Annotated in this window: 12 protein-coding genes and 2 riboswitches; of the genes, 3 read left to right on the top strand and 9 right to left on the bottom strand. The window is 47.8% G+C overall.

What is annotated here, in order from left to right:
* Positions 1-414: 414 nt before the first annotated feature.
* Together ACFQU8_RS01505 and ACFQU8_RS01500 are read right to left on the bottom strand one after the other, a co-directional pair.
* A complete protein-coding gene (locus tag ACFQU8_RS01505; protein ID WP_382357396.1) occupies positions 415-2,043 on the bottom strand; it encodes an FMN-binding glutamate synthase family protein in 1,629 nt (542 codons plus the stop codon).
* A 99-nt stretch (positions 2,044-2,142) separates the two neighbouring features.
* Entirely contained in the window at positions 2,143-2,775 is a 633-nt protein-coding gene (locus ACFQU8_RS01500; protein WP_382357395.1) for a hypothetical protein, read from the bottom strand.
* A 180-nt stretch (positions 2,776-2,955) separates the two neighbouring features.
* Here ACFQU8_RS01500 and ACFQU8_RS01495 point away from each other — a divergent pair, with 180 nt between their 5' ends.
* Positions 2,956-3,510, top strand: coding sequence for a GNAT family N-acetyltransferase (locus ACFQU8_RS01495; RefSeq protein ID WP_382357394.1), 555 nt, complete (start codon positions 2,956-2,958; stop codon positions 3,508-3,510).
* Between the two features lie 83 nt (positions 3,511-3,593).
* Here ACFQU8_RS01495 and ACFQU8_RS01490 read toward each other — a convergent pair whose 3' ends face one another.
* Entirely contained in the window at positions 3,594-3,995 is a 402-nt protein-coding gene (locus ACFQU8_RS01490) for a hypothetical protein (RefSeq protein WP_382357393.1), read from the bottom strand.
* Between the two features lie 2 nt (positions 3,996-3,997).
* On the opposite strand from ACFQU8_RS01490, the gene ACFQU8_RS01485 reads away from it, so the two are divergent.
* Positions 3,998-4,147, top strand: coding sequence for a hypothetical protein (locus ACFQU8_RS01485; RefSeq protein ID WP_382357392.1), 150 nt, complete (start codon positions 3,998-4,000; stop codon positions 4,145-4,147).
* 168 nt (positions 4,148-4,315) lie between these two features.
* Here the strand turns inward: ACFQU8_RS01485 and ACFQU8_RS01480 are convergent, their stop codons facing one another.
* The gene (locus ACFQU8_RS01480; protein WP_382357391.1) at positions 4,316-4,486 is read right to left on the bottom strand and encodes a hypothetical protein; all 171 of its coding nucleotides are present in this window, start codon (positions 4,484-4,486) and stop codon (positions 4,316-4,318) included.
* Between the two features lie 63 nt (positions 4,487-4,549).
* Between ACFQU8_RS01480 and ACFQU8_RS01475 the strand changes: the two genes are divergently transcribed.
* Positions 4,550-5,107, top strand: a complete 558-nt coding sequence (locus ACFQU8_RS01475) for a hypothetical protein (RefSeq protein WP_382357390.1) — start codon at positions 4,550-4,552, stop codon at positions 5,105-5,107.
* A gap of 138 nt (positions 5,108-5,245) precedes the next feature.
* Here ACFQU8_RS01475 and ACFQU8_RS01470 read toward each other — a convergent pair whose 3' ends face one another.
* The 5 genes from ACFQU8_RS01470 to ACFQU8_RS01450 all read right to left on the bottom strand — a co-directional run bounded on the left by ACFQU8_RS01470 (position 5,246) and on the right by ACFQU8_RS01450 (position 13,140).
* Positions 5,246-6,580: an NCS2 family permease gene (locus tag ACFQU8_RS01470; protein WP_382357389.1), complete on the bottom strand. Its 1,335-nt coding sequence runs from the start codon at positions 6,578-6,580 to the stop codon at positions 5,246-5,248.
* Between the two features lie 108 nt (positions 6,581-6,688).
* A riboswitch (purine riboswitch) is annotated at positions 6,689-6,789 on the bottom strand.
* A gap of 71 nt (positions 6,790-6,860) precedes the next feature.
* A complete protein-coding gene (gene guaA / locus ACFQU8_RS01465) occupies positions 6,861-8,384 on the bottom strand; it encodes a glutamine-hydrolyzing GMP synthase (RefSeq protein WP_382357388.1) in 1,524 nt (507 codons plus the stop codon).
* A 171-nt stretch (positions 8,385-8,555) separates the two neighbouring features.
* Positions 8,556-8,657, bottom strand: a riboswitch (purine riboswitch).
* A 45-nt stretch (positions 8,658-8,702) separates the two neighbouring features.
* Positions 8,703-10,910 carry a transglutaminase TgpA family protein gene (locus ACFQU8_RS01460; protein ID WP_382357387.1) on the bottom strand — a complete coding sequence of 736 codons (2,208 nt, stop codon included), beginning with the start codon at positions 10,908-10,910 and terminating at the stop codon, positions 8,703-8,705.
* Positions 10,907-12,178 carry a DUF58 domain-containing protein gene (locus ACFQU8_RS01455; RefSeq protein WP_382357386.1) on the bottom strand — a complete coding sequence of 424 codons (1,272 nt, stop codon included), beginning with the start codon at positions 12,176-12,178 and terminating at the stop codon, positions 10,907-10,909. The genes ACFQU8_RS01460 and ACFQU8_RS01455 overlap by 4 nt, the downstream gene beginning before the upstream one ends.
* Complete coding sequence (locus ACFQU8_RS01450; protein WP_382357385.1) at positions 12,175-13,140, bottom strand: AAA family ATPase; 966 nt, start codon at positions 13,138-13,140, stop codon at positions 12,175-12,177. Before ACFQU8_RS01450 ends, ACFQU8_RS01455 begins: the two co-directional genes overlap by 4 nt.
* Positions 13,141-13,236 lie beyond the last annotated feature (96 nt).

Below are 13,236 nucleotides of genomic sequence, written 5' to 3'. Positions count from 1 at the left end.
GCAGCTAACTAATGGAGCGCTCGCTCTTGGGTGGGTAAGTTTATTAGAAGTCTTTTACTTTTTTAAACTCAATCTACCGAATAGTAGAATAGTACGTTTATGAATATTTGTCAAAGTTTGTTTAAATAGGCGTGAAGGATGACGGTGAACATTGTAAAGATGTCCTCAATCCCTAATCCAACACCTGCCGCTGACAATTGATCTGTGATAAATGCCTCTTAAAGTCCCATAAAATGGTACTTATTCTTTATCGATAACTGACTCGTGGCAGGTGCGCTGATCTTAAATATGATCTGTCAGCCGATTAATTCAACCATAATCGCCGTTGCTCTACCCCCTACCGAATACCGCCACGGCCGCTTATCTCCTTTCGTTTATGTATCGCTGACCGTGGTCTTTTATCATGAAACATTTTTACGTCTGCATGTCTTCATGGCGCTTTATGGCTTTTGCAATATTGTCGTCGATAATCTGATAATATTCATCCATTGAAGCGACATCGCCATCGACATCTTTAAAGGTAAGATGTCTGGGCTGAAGTTGTGTCGGCGATTCGACACCGGCAGCTGCTGCAACCCGGAATATGCCTTTACGCATCGTTACCAGATAATTGGCGACTCGATTTTTTTTCTCGTCAACGACCAGAGCCTTTTGTAAATCAGGATCGGTGGTCGCCACCCCGACTGGACAAATATTAGCATGACATTTCAGCGTTTGAATACAGCCCACTGTGACCATAAAGCCGCGCGCAATGTTGATCAGATCGGCCCCCATCGCTAGCGCCATCGCCGATTTATCTGGTGTCTCCAGTTTCCCAGAGGCAATGATTTTAACTTGATCGCGTACACCATAATGACGCAGTGTGGCATCGACAATTGGCAATGCCGATTTGATGGGCAAGCCAACACTTTCCATTAGTTCCTGATAAGACGCACCTGTACCGCCTTCACCGCCGTCTATGGTAATATGGTCAGGACTTTTACCTGTTTCTTTCATTTTTTTAGCCAGCGGCACCAGGCTGTCATTTCGCCCGATTACCACTTTAATGCCGCACGGTTTTCCGGTATGGTCGCGAATTTTCTCAACAAAATCAAGGAGGGTCGACACATCATCAAACTGGTGAAAACGATTCGGACTTTCAATGGATTGATAAGGCTCTACCTTGCGAATATCAGCAATTTCGGGCGTGACTTTCTCCGCATCTACGTGACCGCCGCGCTGTTTTGCTCCTTGCGCTAATTTGAGCTCAAACGCTTTGATTTCTTCCATATCCCCTTTTTTCTTTAACTCCTCCCAGCTGAAATTCCCGTCCTTATCACGGAAACCAAATAAACCCGAGCCAATTTGCTGAATAATATCTGTTCCACCTTTTAAATGGTGCGATGACAGCCCGCCTTCACCCGTATTCATCCAGGTTCCCTTCGCCATTGCCAGACCTTTCGACAGTGCGGTGATAGCACGCTCACCAAGGGAGCCATAGCTCATTGCAGACTGGCCGACCAAGCTTTTGACAACAAATGGATGAGCAGCATCAGGTCCGATGACGATCGCATCATCATCTTTTAACAAATAAGCGCTTGTTTGATTATCTTCCAATTTTTCTTCACGCTGCCCAAACAACGAATCCTTCAATAAAATATATTTTTTCGTTCGTACTTGAGTTTCATGATTAACTTGCATTTCGTCTGCTTGTTTGGGAAACATGGTATTGGCCAAATAATAGCCCGCCGCATCATAGTCCCGCTCGGCACCGAATCCAAGCACTTCACGCTGGTATTTAGCACTTTTGACGATATTCTGGTATTGGTTCCGGGAAAAAGGCTTGCCCTCGGTATCGCTGTCAAACCAATATTGACGCATCTCCGGGCCAATGTTTTCGAGAAAATACCGAACTCTTCCCAAGACGGGATAATTGCGTAAGATAGGATGCTCACCCTGGCTGTGATCTTTGCGATACATTAATAAAAAAGCAATCCCGGCAGCGATGATCGTTAAAACGATAATCGCAAACCCGATTACTGTTAAATAGTTGGCCAAGTTCATCTGCGATTCCTCCATTTGTCTGTATTCTGTGTCTTATTATTCATAATGACAGCTGAATTTATACACATGGCGAAATCGACTGCCTGGCTGCGGCATATCTTAGTTCGTGTGAGATTTAGTTTTAATGGGAACATCTGTTTCAACGTCAGCGTCATTGAATTTTTCAATTAGCGTCAGATTGTTTATCGCCTGTGATGTTTCTTTTGTTATCGTAATGACATGCGTCCGTGGCGTTGCCATCTCCTCACAATTATCAGTTGGACCTATTAAATCATTTAACATTACTGTCATTGTACTATGGTCACTGTCCAATTTGATGTTTTTTATCATTGTCGGACAGTTTCCCGACCCTTCACCAGATTCGTACAATCCAATGAACAAAGCGTCTTTCTTAGTAAAGTCTATACGCGGCGGCTTATTTTCAAGTTCATATAAATCCCACGCATCTTCATAGTCCGATTGATTGGTGACTTCTTTTACGACATACTCATAGAGCGGTGTTTCCTTCCTTTTAAACGCCATTTCATTAAATTTCGCAGGCAAAGCTTTCTCGCTTGCCGCTAACGTAATCGTCTGCTCACTATCAGCAGAAAGATCCCTGCCGATTTGCTCCTTAACAGCAGACGAAGCGGAATTGGTTTGATCATTGGAATGTTGCTCTTCAGACGTCCCCGAAGCACAACCTGCCAGCATCAATAATGTACTCAAGAATAAAACGTTTACATAATTCATAGTCATCCCTCACATTTTTTGATCAACAAGCCATATTTTACATGACTCTGCCCCTTCAGGAAAACCGGCAGTCCGCAAATGAGACAGGGTGGCATATACTGCGTGCCGTTTTATGATTATGTTACTATAAAGATAGTGATAAAACAGTCATAACGCATTGAATGGAGAGAGGTGAAGCGAATGATCGAGTTAGATGACTTCAAACCAACTGACTTTCAGCAGCTCATCGAATGGATTGATTCAGAGGATTTTTTAGTTCAATGGGGAGGCCTTGGTTTTTCTTACCCGCTGGACAACGAGCAGCTGAAAACATATATCGAGAACACAAATCATAAAAGTGCTCGCGATTTCATATTTGCGGTGCGGCTTAAAGAGACCGGCGATACGGTTGGCCACATTTCCTTAAGACATATTGATCAAGAAAACAAGTCGGCACGAATAGCCAAGGTTCTAGTAGGAAATCAGCATTCAAGGGGGCAGGGAATTGGCCAGCAAATGATCCATGATGTCTTACGCATCGCGTTTGATCATTTCCAGTTACACCGCGTCAGTCTAGGTGTATTTGACTTTAACACCCCGGCTATAGCCTGCTATGAAAAGGCTGGATTCACAAAAGAAGGTTTGCTTAGGGATTGCAGAAAAAGAGGAAGCGATTATTGGAGTCTGTGGGAAATGAGTATTTTAGAAAATGAATGGCGAGACAATAAGAGCCATTTGTATGAAGATTACCTCTAAATAGTTGAGCTGAAGAGGTTCAAAAGGAGTTGTTGCACTGTTAAAATTGACCGCCGCAGTCTTGTTAATCCTCTGTTACGATTTCAACTTGCTGTTATAAAGTCCGCTGACAGTGCCACGATTACACCCATGATAACGAAGGATAGTGAGAATACCCCTGATCCCAGTGTGTCGATAAGTATCATTCCAGAGATCAAAAAGACCAAGCTCATACATATCAAAGTCAGTCCCGTTTTACGCTTTTTAATTTTACGAGGTGAGTTGGTGAAGAAAACCAGCCCCAAGCCTGCTAAAAAACCGACACCATAGATAATTCCATTAAAACCACTGTCCCATACAGAAAGATCCTCACGGTTCAGGAAATGAATAACACCTAAACCAATTATTAATAACCAGCCAGTTATTTTAAGGATTAGTCTTACTTTCATATTTAAAATACCTTTCCTTGGGCGTTCTGGCTCTTCAAAAAACCTTCTTTTAGACAACTATGGCTGCCGTTGATTATCTTTCATTCCTTGCAAATTCTAATAAACATCCATCTGCTGCTATATCAGCTTTATTCATCCGTTGCCGTTTTCTTGAGTTTTTTGTTTCGAATAATCCCCCAAATGAACAAGGTGAAAAGAAACATAAATAACAACGTAAATATAATACCCAGTCGTATTTCATTATAAGCATAGCTTTGATACGCCTTTAAAGACCAAGTCATCGATGTAAACAATATTCCTGCAAGAATTAATGGGTGAACTCTTGCTTTAGAAAACTCATCACCTGCTTTCTTCTGTCGAACGTTTTTATACTGCTATTAATTGCCGTTTTTCTTCTCAAGATCACTAATTCTTTTCTCAAGGTCTGAAATGTCCTCTTTTAACGCATCAACTGGCGCATTAACTCTGTCGACCACCCCTCTGAGGATTGCTATAACAGCTAAAATCAACACAATCAAGCCTGCTGCAAAAATCAAAATTATTTCCATAATATCTTTTGTCCTTTCCGCTGCTCTCGATCGATTCCGTGCTGTGCTTCGATCGACTTTCCGATGCTCCCGATCGATTCTGTGTGCGCCTCGATCGACTTTCTGGTGCTCTCGATCGATTCCGTGCTGTGCTCGATCGATTTTCCGGTGCTCTCGATCAATTCCGTGCTGTGCTCGATCGACTTTCCGATGCTCTCGATCGATTCTGTGCTATGCTCGATCGACTTTCCGCTGCTCTCGATCGATTCTGTGCTGTGCCTCGATCGACTTTCCGCTGTTCTCGATCGATTCTGTGCTGTGCTCGATCGACTTTCCGGTGCTCTCGATCGATTCTGTGCTGTGCTCGATCGACTTTCCGCTGCTCTCGATCGATTTCGTGCTGTGCTCGATCGATTTTCCGATGCTCTCGATCGATTCTGTGCTATGCTCGATCGATTTTCCGGTGCTCTCGATCGATTCTGTGTGTGCCTCGATCGACTTTCCGCTGCTCTCGATCGATTCTGTGCTGTGCTCGATCGATTTTCTGATGCTCTCGATCGATTCTGTGCTGTGCTCGATCGATTTTCCGCTGCTCTCGATCGATCGACTGCCCGTCTCGATCGAATTGATACAATCAATTAAACGTTAACATGTTCCCATAATTGTGTAAATATTTCCATTAGCTGACAACCCCTAATCCAGCGCGCCGTCATCACCATTTCAGAATCTGGTTCAATACACACAAAAGCGGCCCCACCCAGAGTGGCGCCGCTTTTTCAATCAGCTCAGAAATATAAAATATAAGACAAATATGACGAATAGTCCATACATCACGGGATGAACTTCTTTGATGCGGCCTTTCAGAATCATTGTAATCGGGTAGAAGATAAAGCCGATGGCAATCCCGGTGGCGATGCTGTACGCCAGCGGCATGGTTACCACTGTCAGAAAGGCCGGCACCGCGATTTCAAATTGATCCCAATCAATATCTTTTAACGAGGCCGACATCATGACGCCAACAATAATCAGAGCCGGCGCGGTCACTTCTGAGGTGATCACGCTCAATAATGGCGAAAAGAATAAGGCCAGCAGGAAACAGGCCGCGGTCACGACGGAAGTAAAACCGGTCCGGCCGCCTGCGCCAACACCAGCGGTCGATTCAATATAGGATGTTGTCGTGGATGTGCCAATGACAGCGCCAGCAACGGTTGCGGTCGAATCTGCAAACAGCGCTTTGCCGGCACGCGGCAGCTTATTATTTTTCATCAGGCCTGCCTGGGTGGCGACAGCGACAAGTGTGCCTGCAGTGTCAAAAAAGTCCACAAATAAAAACGTTAGAATCACGACAAGCATATCCATCGAAAAGATGTCGCCAAAGTGGCTGATGGCCTGGCCGAACGTCGGTGCGACACTGGGTACTTCGCCGACGACACCGCTGATACCAGACGGCGCATCAATCAAGCCGGTCACCATACCGGCAATCGCCGTGATAATCATGCCGTAAAAAATACCGCCTTTAATGTTCAGACTCAGTAAGATAACGGAAATGACCACCCCGAAAATAGCCAGCATAACAGGCGGTGCTGTCAAATTGCCCAGCGATACGAGTGTATCGTCATCACCGACAATAATACCTGCGTTCTGAAACCCGATAAAGGCAATGTAAAGACCGATGCCAGCACCCACAGCCATTTTCAGATTGGGCGGAATGGCGTTAATAACTTTTTCGCGCAGGCCTGTTAAGGTTAAGACGATAAATATAAGTCCGGATGCCAAAACACCGGCAAGAGCGGTTTCCCAGGGGATGCCGAATCCTAAAATCACCGTGTAAGCGAAAAAGGCGTTCAAGCCCATCCCCGGTGCGAGCGCAATCGGGTATTTGCCGAGAACCCCCATGATGAGCGTTCCCAGTGCCGCCGCAACAGCAGTAGCCGTGAAGACCGCCCCCTGATCAATGCGTGTGACACCTTCAGGCAAATCTTCCACGCCAACCAATGCAAGCGTCGAAGGGTTAACAAACAGAATATAAGCCATCGCTAAAAAGGTCGTCAGTCCACCCATAATTTCGTTCCGGTAAGTCGTGCCATGTTCGCTAAACTGAAAATAACGCCGCAATGTTTCTCCTCCTCACTTTTCCTTTTAAAATAAAAGCACTCCTGCGGGGGCAAGAGTGCTCACAAAACCGAGCAAGAAAAAGCAATCAGAAGAGACTCAGTCCTCAACATCATGACTTTTCTCTTGCGTAGTCAGACCATTTACGGTGGTCTGGTAGAGACTCTGGGCCGTATCCCCGAAATTATACGCAAACTATTTAATTATAGGTTCATATTACATGAAGCAGCTGAACACGTCAACAGAAAACGAACATTCTATTCATTTATATAGTAAATGTTCGTTATTCCCATTCAATCGTTGCAGGCGGCTTACTGGAAATGTCATACACAACACGGTTAATTTCGTCGACTTCATTCACTATGCGCGTCGATATTGTCTCTAAAACATCCCACGGAATACGTGCCCAGTCAGAGGTCATGCCATCGACGGAGGTTACCGCGCGGATGCCGATTGTATAATCATACGTGCGCGCATCACCTGTTACGCCGACACTGCGGATATCCGGCAGAACCGTGAAATACTGCCAGATAGTTTTATCCAGACCGGCAGAAGCAATTTCGTCACGCAAAATAGCATCCGATTCCCGAACAATCGCCAGCTTGTCCTCCGTCACTTCACCAAGGACGCGAATTCCCAGGCCGGGACCTGGAAACGGCTGCCGCCACACAATCGTCTCCGGAAGCCCAAGCTGCAGACCAACTTCGCGGACTTCGTCTTTAAATAGGGTATCCAGCGGTTCAATCAGTTCGAACTGGATGTCTTCCGGCAGACCGCCGACATTATGATGCGACTTGACCACCTGACCGTTTTCGCCGCCGCTTTCGATTACATCGGGGTAAACGGTTCCCTGCGCCAGAAATTCAATATCTTTCAGTTTGTCTGCTTCATCATCGAACACATAAATGAATTCATTGCCGATGATTTTCCGTTTCTGCTCCGGGTCTGTTACACCTTTCAGCTTGTTTAAAAACCGGTCAGCCGCATCGATGGCGATGAAATGCGTATCGAAATCCTCCGCAAATGTCTTTTTAACATCACTGGCCTCATTTTTTCTGAGAAGGCCGTGATCAACAAAGATGCAGGTCAGCTGCTTGCCAATCGCTTTATCAACCAGTGCGGCCGTAACGGAGGAATCAACGCCGCCGCTGAGCGCGCACAGTACTTGCTTGTCCCCTACCTGGTCGCGGATGCGTGCCACTTTCTGATCGATGAAGGCCTGAACGGTCCAGTCACCTCCGCAGCCACATACATCATAAATAAAATGCTGCAGTAAATCCTCACCATACGCTGTTTCGCTGACCTCGGGATGAAACATAACGCCATACAAACTGCGATCAGGAGCGCTCATTGCTGCAACGGGGGTCTGAGCGCTTGAAGCATTTGTCTGAAAGCCCTCTGGCACATTGGCGACATCGGCACTCTGGCTCATCCAGACCGTCTGCGTTTTAGGTGCATCCTGAAACAGAACCCCGTCACCCTGAAGCTCAATCACGGCTTCACCCTTGTCCTGGCGGGCCGTTTGCGTCACCGTGCTCCCGACATGACGCGCCATCTGCCGCATACCGTCATCAATGCCCAAAACCGGAATGCCCAGATCAAAAATAGCCGGGTCGAAATTCTCAGCTTCATTAGCCGGGCCTCCTGAGAGGATAATGCCTTTAGGCCTCATCCGGCTGATCGCCTCAGCGCTTGTCGCTTGCGGATGCAATTCACTGTAGACATGCTGTTTACGAATTTGTTTCGTCAACAGCTGGTTATATGGGTTGCCAAAATTTAATACTAATAGCATATCGTTCGATTCCATTTTGCCTCGCTCCTATCAATCCTGCATTTTTGGTTCGTGACTAAGCCCGCCTTCTGGGTTCGCAGAAACAGCCAAAGGTCACATCCTGTTTCTTTCAAAAATAACCCGGACCCCTGCCACTGGACAGCACATAGCTGTTAGAAGGCAGAAATCCGGGTTCGTGCTAATAACCCATTGACATTCCGCCTTCATAGTCAGGGCATTTACGGTGCCCCGGTAGAAACTTTCGACCCTTATTGTCGAGGATATATGAACGGCGTTATCTAGTGATCAGGCAGTTTTTATATGGTCTTATTTTACTAAGGGATGAACAAGGCGTCAAGCTAAAATGCGCTTCATTAATTGCCGCCATAACTCACGCAGGCGGACCTCATCCTGAGACGTCAGTTCATTTTTATAAAGCCATTGTTCATAAGCCGTGGTAAGTCGCCCCATGTCGGTTGTCTGGTAAAGCGTATCAACCTGCTGTGAGAATTCACTTAATGTCTCATCCGGTCTCCGGGTCACACCTTTATGGGCAAGCAGGTCCAGCAAACAGAGATACGCTTCCTGAAAGATCTGATCATCCGGCCGACGCTGCCATTTCCGGAGTAAGTAAGCCATCCGCCAGCGAAAGCGTGTCTTATAGATAACCAGGGCCAGAACTGCGATCACAGCAGCACCTGCAAGCACATAACCCCAGGGAAATGACCCGTTGCTGCGGGTTTCCTGCGCCTGAGCTGCTTCGTCTGCCTCATCAGACTGTTCAGCTGTATCCGGTTCGTCCGTCTCTGGCTCCTCTGTGTCCTGCTCGGTCTCATTGCCGCTTTCCGCGTTCGAATCCTGTTCCTGGTATTCAGTTAAATTGGAAAAACCTTGCGTCGGCTCAAATGACACCCAGCCAGAACCTGGAAAATAGACTTCCACCCACGAGTGGGCATTCGCATTCGTCACTTTGTAAACATCAGCGTCATCATCAGTTTCGCCATAGTCGACAACCTCACCGCTCGTAAAACCTTTCGCCCAGCGTGCGGGAATGCCCAGTGACCGCAGCATCACAACCATCGAGGTGGAATAGTTGTCACAATAGCCTTCCTTGGAGTCAAACAGAAACTGGTCCACATAATCCTGGTCCGCATCAGGCACCGGCACATTGCTCGTCTGGTAACGAAACCCACTCTGGCCAAAATACGTCTCAATCGATTGCGCTTTGTCATAGCGATTAGTCGCGTCTTCAGTAATCTCCTTTGCCAGTTCGCCGACCCGCTCCGGAAGACTGTCCGGCAGCTGGGTATAGCGTTCCTTCAGACCACCTGGATCGTCGCCGGGACTGACTGACCGCAGCACGTCAGGTCTGAACGACGGCACATCATACTGGACGGTATACTGCTTAAGGCGGGAGATGCTGCCATTTTGGACAGGCCGGATCTCGCCAAATTGACGATCCACCTGCATATCAACGTCAAGGTCGGCCGCAACGCCGTTGGCTGCAAAGCCTGTGATCCCGTACGGGTAAACGAGCTTTCCCATCGGACGGCCATTTTGAAACGTCACTTGAGCCTTATGTTCTTCGACGGGGACATCATCGGAAAAAGTGTCCATATCAATAGCATCGCTGGATTGTAAGTTATACTGCGTATTCTGCGATTTTTTCCACCCTTTTCCGGTGTAGACATCTTTTGTCTCGACACGCCAGTAATGCTCATCTTGTGCTTTTGCCTTAAAAACCACTGTCTTATCTTGCACAAACGAGCCGCCCAGCTGGGTGTCATCCTCGCCATAGCCGGATTTTTGCGAGCCTGCATCATCACTGTTCTCCAATCCGCTGGCATTCTCCGCAGCACTGTTAAGAAATGGGACTGGATCAGGCCATTGCGGGTCAAACTTGGGAGCAGCGAAGCCAGTGAGAACTGACACCATAATCAGCACAGCGAGTGGAATAACCCATGAAGGCGCCTTTTTCAGCCAGGCAAAACGGACAGACTCCCGCATCTCTTCCTGGGACAAATGACCGACGCCAAGAGCAATAAATGACACGATCAATGTGCGGACAATCGCGGCATCCGCATCATACGGTGTGAATGTATCCAGGAGTGACAGGTAGACAACGGTCATGACAACAAACAGGAACACGCGCTGCATCACAATAAACCAGTAATACAATAGATAACTGAGCATCCAGATTAAGAGCAAAAACAATAGACTGCGGAATAAAGGTGTGAGTGCGCCCCAATGCTGGGCCATAAGTGCATTCAGATTAAGGCTGATTTCTGACACAGCCTGATTCAGCCACGCGCTGCTGAAAAGCGACGGTTCCAGAAACAGGCTATCAAGAATCAGCACGAGCCCCATGCCTTTCAGCGGCATTGACAGCCACCAGCGCAGCCGTAGCATAGCGATAGCAAAACAAAATATCGCGTACACAAGAAACACGGTCATGTTCCGGACGTCACTGACAAGCTCGACCGGGTAAAGCCATTCCAAAAATAATATAAAAGCACAGCCATATAACAGGGTCGTATACAAAAATGATTGTTTGCCCGTCATACCGCTCTCACCTCAATCAAATCCTGCGACAGCTCCGTTTCTGTCAGAACATTGACGCGAATACCTGCAGCGCGGAGCTGATGGACTCTATCCTGCTCCGCTTGAGAAATCCACGCAGCGGCCTGAATAAAGAGAAGCGTCATCTGTTTCACCTGCCGCTGTCTTAAACGGCTGATCACATCTGGAAGATCAGGCTCTATATATGTGGTCACAACAAAGAGATTGGCCATTGGGGCCGCTTGCTGCATGCGTCTCTGCAGCAAAACCGAAAACGACTCCGATCCGCCCGGCTGCAAATGCGTTAAGTGTCGTCTAATGGCCTGCTGCTGACCCGTACTCAGCCTGAGCGGAAAATACATCGTCCGTTTCCCGGCCACAAACAACCCCGCCTCTGACGTCTGCTGCCGAACCGCCTGCAGAAGTCCCAGTGTCAGCTCAATCGCCATTTCAAAAGCCTGTGTATTATTACCAGAAGCAGCACTCGCATCCAGTGCCACCACCGTATCCGAGCTGTTTTCCTGCTCAAATTCTTTGGTGATGATTTGATTGCGCCGTGCGGTCTGTTTCCAATCAATCCAGGACAGACTGTCACCGGGCACGTATTCCCGGACACCTGCCGCGATAGTCGTATGGGTTAAATGAGCCTTATGGGATTTAGACGAACCGTGCTCGGCACTGTTAAAGGCGCCTGACAGCATGACCGGTTGTTTATTCGGCGCTGCGGCAAGTTCATCCGCAACCGGGAAGCAGTGCTCCTTTGTGATCATGCCAAATACATCACTCGTCCGAATCCTGACTGCTGGCAGGACGTGCTCACCGCGCGGGATATCCGTGATGCTGTAGCTCAGCCTGATCACCCGCCGGAAACCCGGAAACAGCATGCGTTTCATCTGGCGCTGTCTGTGACGACTGCTCGGATCGGCCAGACTGTGATAGCGTTCTGCCGCATTATCCGCCTGCTGCAGTGTATCAGGAAATTGTTCCTCACACAGACAGTAATAGACAGGAAATGGCAGCGACCGTTTAATGGTCAGAGTCACTTGAATCCGATCACCCGTCCGGACCGTATGCCGGGAAAGGCACCGGCTAACGTGCCAATCACTTATCGGGTAAAGCAGCACCCCGAGCTGGTAGAGCAGAACCGGCAGCACGGCAAAAAACAGAAACCAGCTGACAAACCCGCCCTGAAACATCGCAAACGAAAACAGCGCTCCCACGAGCAGCACCGCGACACTTATTTTGCCAATCAGCCGGAGTGTTCTGCTCATGACTGAAAGCCCTTCTGGATGGGAATGTCGCTGTGTGCCACAATCGCGTCAACGACCTGTTCAGGCGTCCAGCCATCATAAGCCGCTTCCGCATTTAAAATCAGGCGGTGGGCGAGCACAAAGGGTGCCAAATATTTCACATCATCCGGCAGTACATAATCACGTCCATAAATATAAGCATAAGCCTTGGCAGCTTTCATTAAAGCGATCGAACCGCGCGGACTGACGCCAAGATAAACGAATTGGTCGTCACGCGTATTGTTCACGAGATTAATAATGTATTGTTTGATCGTCCGGTCAATATAAACCTCATTCACCTCTTCCTGCAGATGAACGAGATCAGCTTGTGTGAGTACAGGGGACAGGCTGTCAATCGGATGGTGCTCAGCAGTTAAATCAAGCATCTGCATTTCCTCATCAGCTGACGGGTATCCCATTGTCATCTTCAGCAAAAACCGGTCGAGCTGAGCCTCAGGCAGCGAATAGGTTCCCTCGTACTCGATTGGGTTTTGTGTCGCCATGACAAAAAACGGCCTCTTTAATGGGAGGGTTTGCCCATCGACAGTGACACGATTCTCTGCCATGCCTTCAAGTAAAGCGGACTGGGTCTTGGGTGAGGTCCGGTTGATCTCATCCGCCAGCACAATATTGCCGAGAATCGGACCGGAACGAAACTCGAATTCCAGCGTTTTTGGATTGTAAATCGACACACCTGTGACGTCTGAGGGCAGTAAATCAGGAGTAAACTGAATTCGCCGCAGATCACAGTCGAGTGATGCCGCCAGGGCGCGGACAAGCATCGTCTTCCCCACACCCGGCACATCTTCCAGCAGAACATGACCTTGAGCCAAAAGGGCAACAAGACTCAGCACCGCTTCTTTCTCCTTGCCAACGATGACATGATTAATATTGGCAATAACTCTCGCAATCTCGTTCTGATAACGCTCAGTCTTCTCTATCATCCAGCAAACGCCTCCCCCTCGATCCTTTATAAGTTCGCTATACTAAAAATCTTTAATCTAATATCGGCTTTTAAAGCAAGTATGGACGCATCAAAC

The organism is Lentibacillus kimchii (genome assembly GCF_042666895.1).
Lineage (GTDB): Bacteria > Bacillota > Bacilli > Bacillales > Amphibacillaceae > Lentibacillus > Lentibacillus kimchii.
Note: the sequence above shows the minus strand (reverse complement) of the source record. Positions and strands in the feature narration are given on the sequence as shown.

Bases quoted from the DNA above. Each gene is read 5' to 3' on its own strand.
- ACFQU8_RS01505 (WP_382357396.1), bottom strand. From the start codon at position 2,043: ATGAACTTGGCCAACTATTTAACAGTAATCGGGTTTGCGATTATCGTT.
- ACFQU8_RS01500 (WP_382357395.1), bottom strand. From the start codon at position 2,775: ATGAATTATGTAAACGTTTTATTCTTGAGTACATTATTGATGCTGGCA.
- ACFQU8_RS01495 (WP_382357394.1), top strand. From the start codon at position 2,956: ATGATCGAGTTAGATGACTTCAAACCAACTGACTTTCAGCAGCTCATC.
- ACFQU8_RS01485 (WP_382357392.1), top strand. From the start codon at position 3,998: ATGGCTGCCGTTGATTATCTTTCATTCCTTGCAAATTCTAATAAACAT.
- ACFQU8_RS01480 (WP_382357391.1), bottom strand. From the start codon at position 4,486: ATGGAAATAATTTTGATTTTTGCAGCAGGCTTGATTGTGTTGATTTTA.
- ACFQU8_RS01475 (WP_382357390.1), top strand. From the start codon at position 4,550: ATGCTCCCGATCGATTCTGTGTGCGCCTCGATCGACTTTCTGGTGCTC.
- guaA (WP_382357388.1), bottom strand. From the start codon at position 8,384: ATGGAATCGAACGATATGCTATTAGTATTAAATTTTGGCAACCCATAT.
- ACFQU8_RS01460 (WP_382357387.1), bottom strand. From the start codon at position 10,910: ATGACGGGCAAACAATCATTTTTGTATACGACCCTGTTATATGGCTGT.
- ACFQU8_RS01455 (WP_382357386.1), bottom strand. From the start codon at position 12,178: ATGAGCAGAACACTCCGGCTGATTGGCAAAATAAGTGTCGCGGTGCTG.
- ACFQU8_RS01450 (WP_382357385.1), bottom strand. From the start codon at position 13,140: ATGATAGAGAAGACTGAGCGTTATCAGAACGAGATTGCGAGAGTTATT.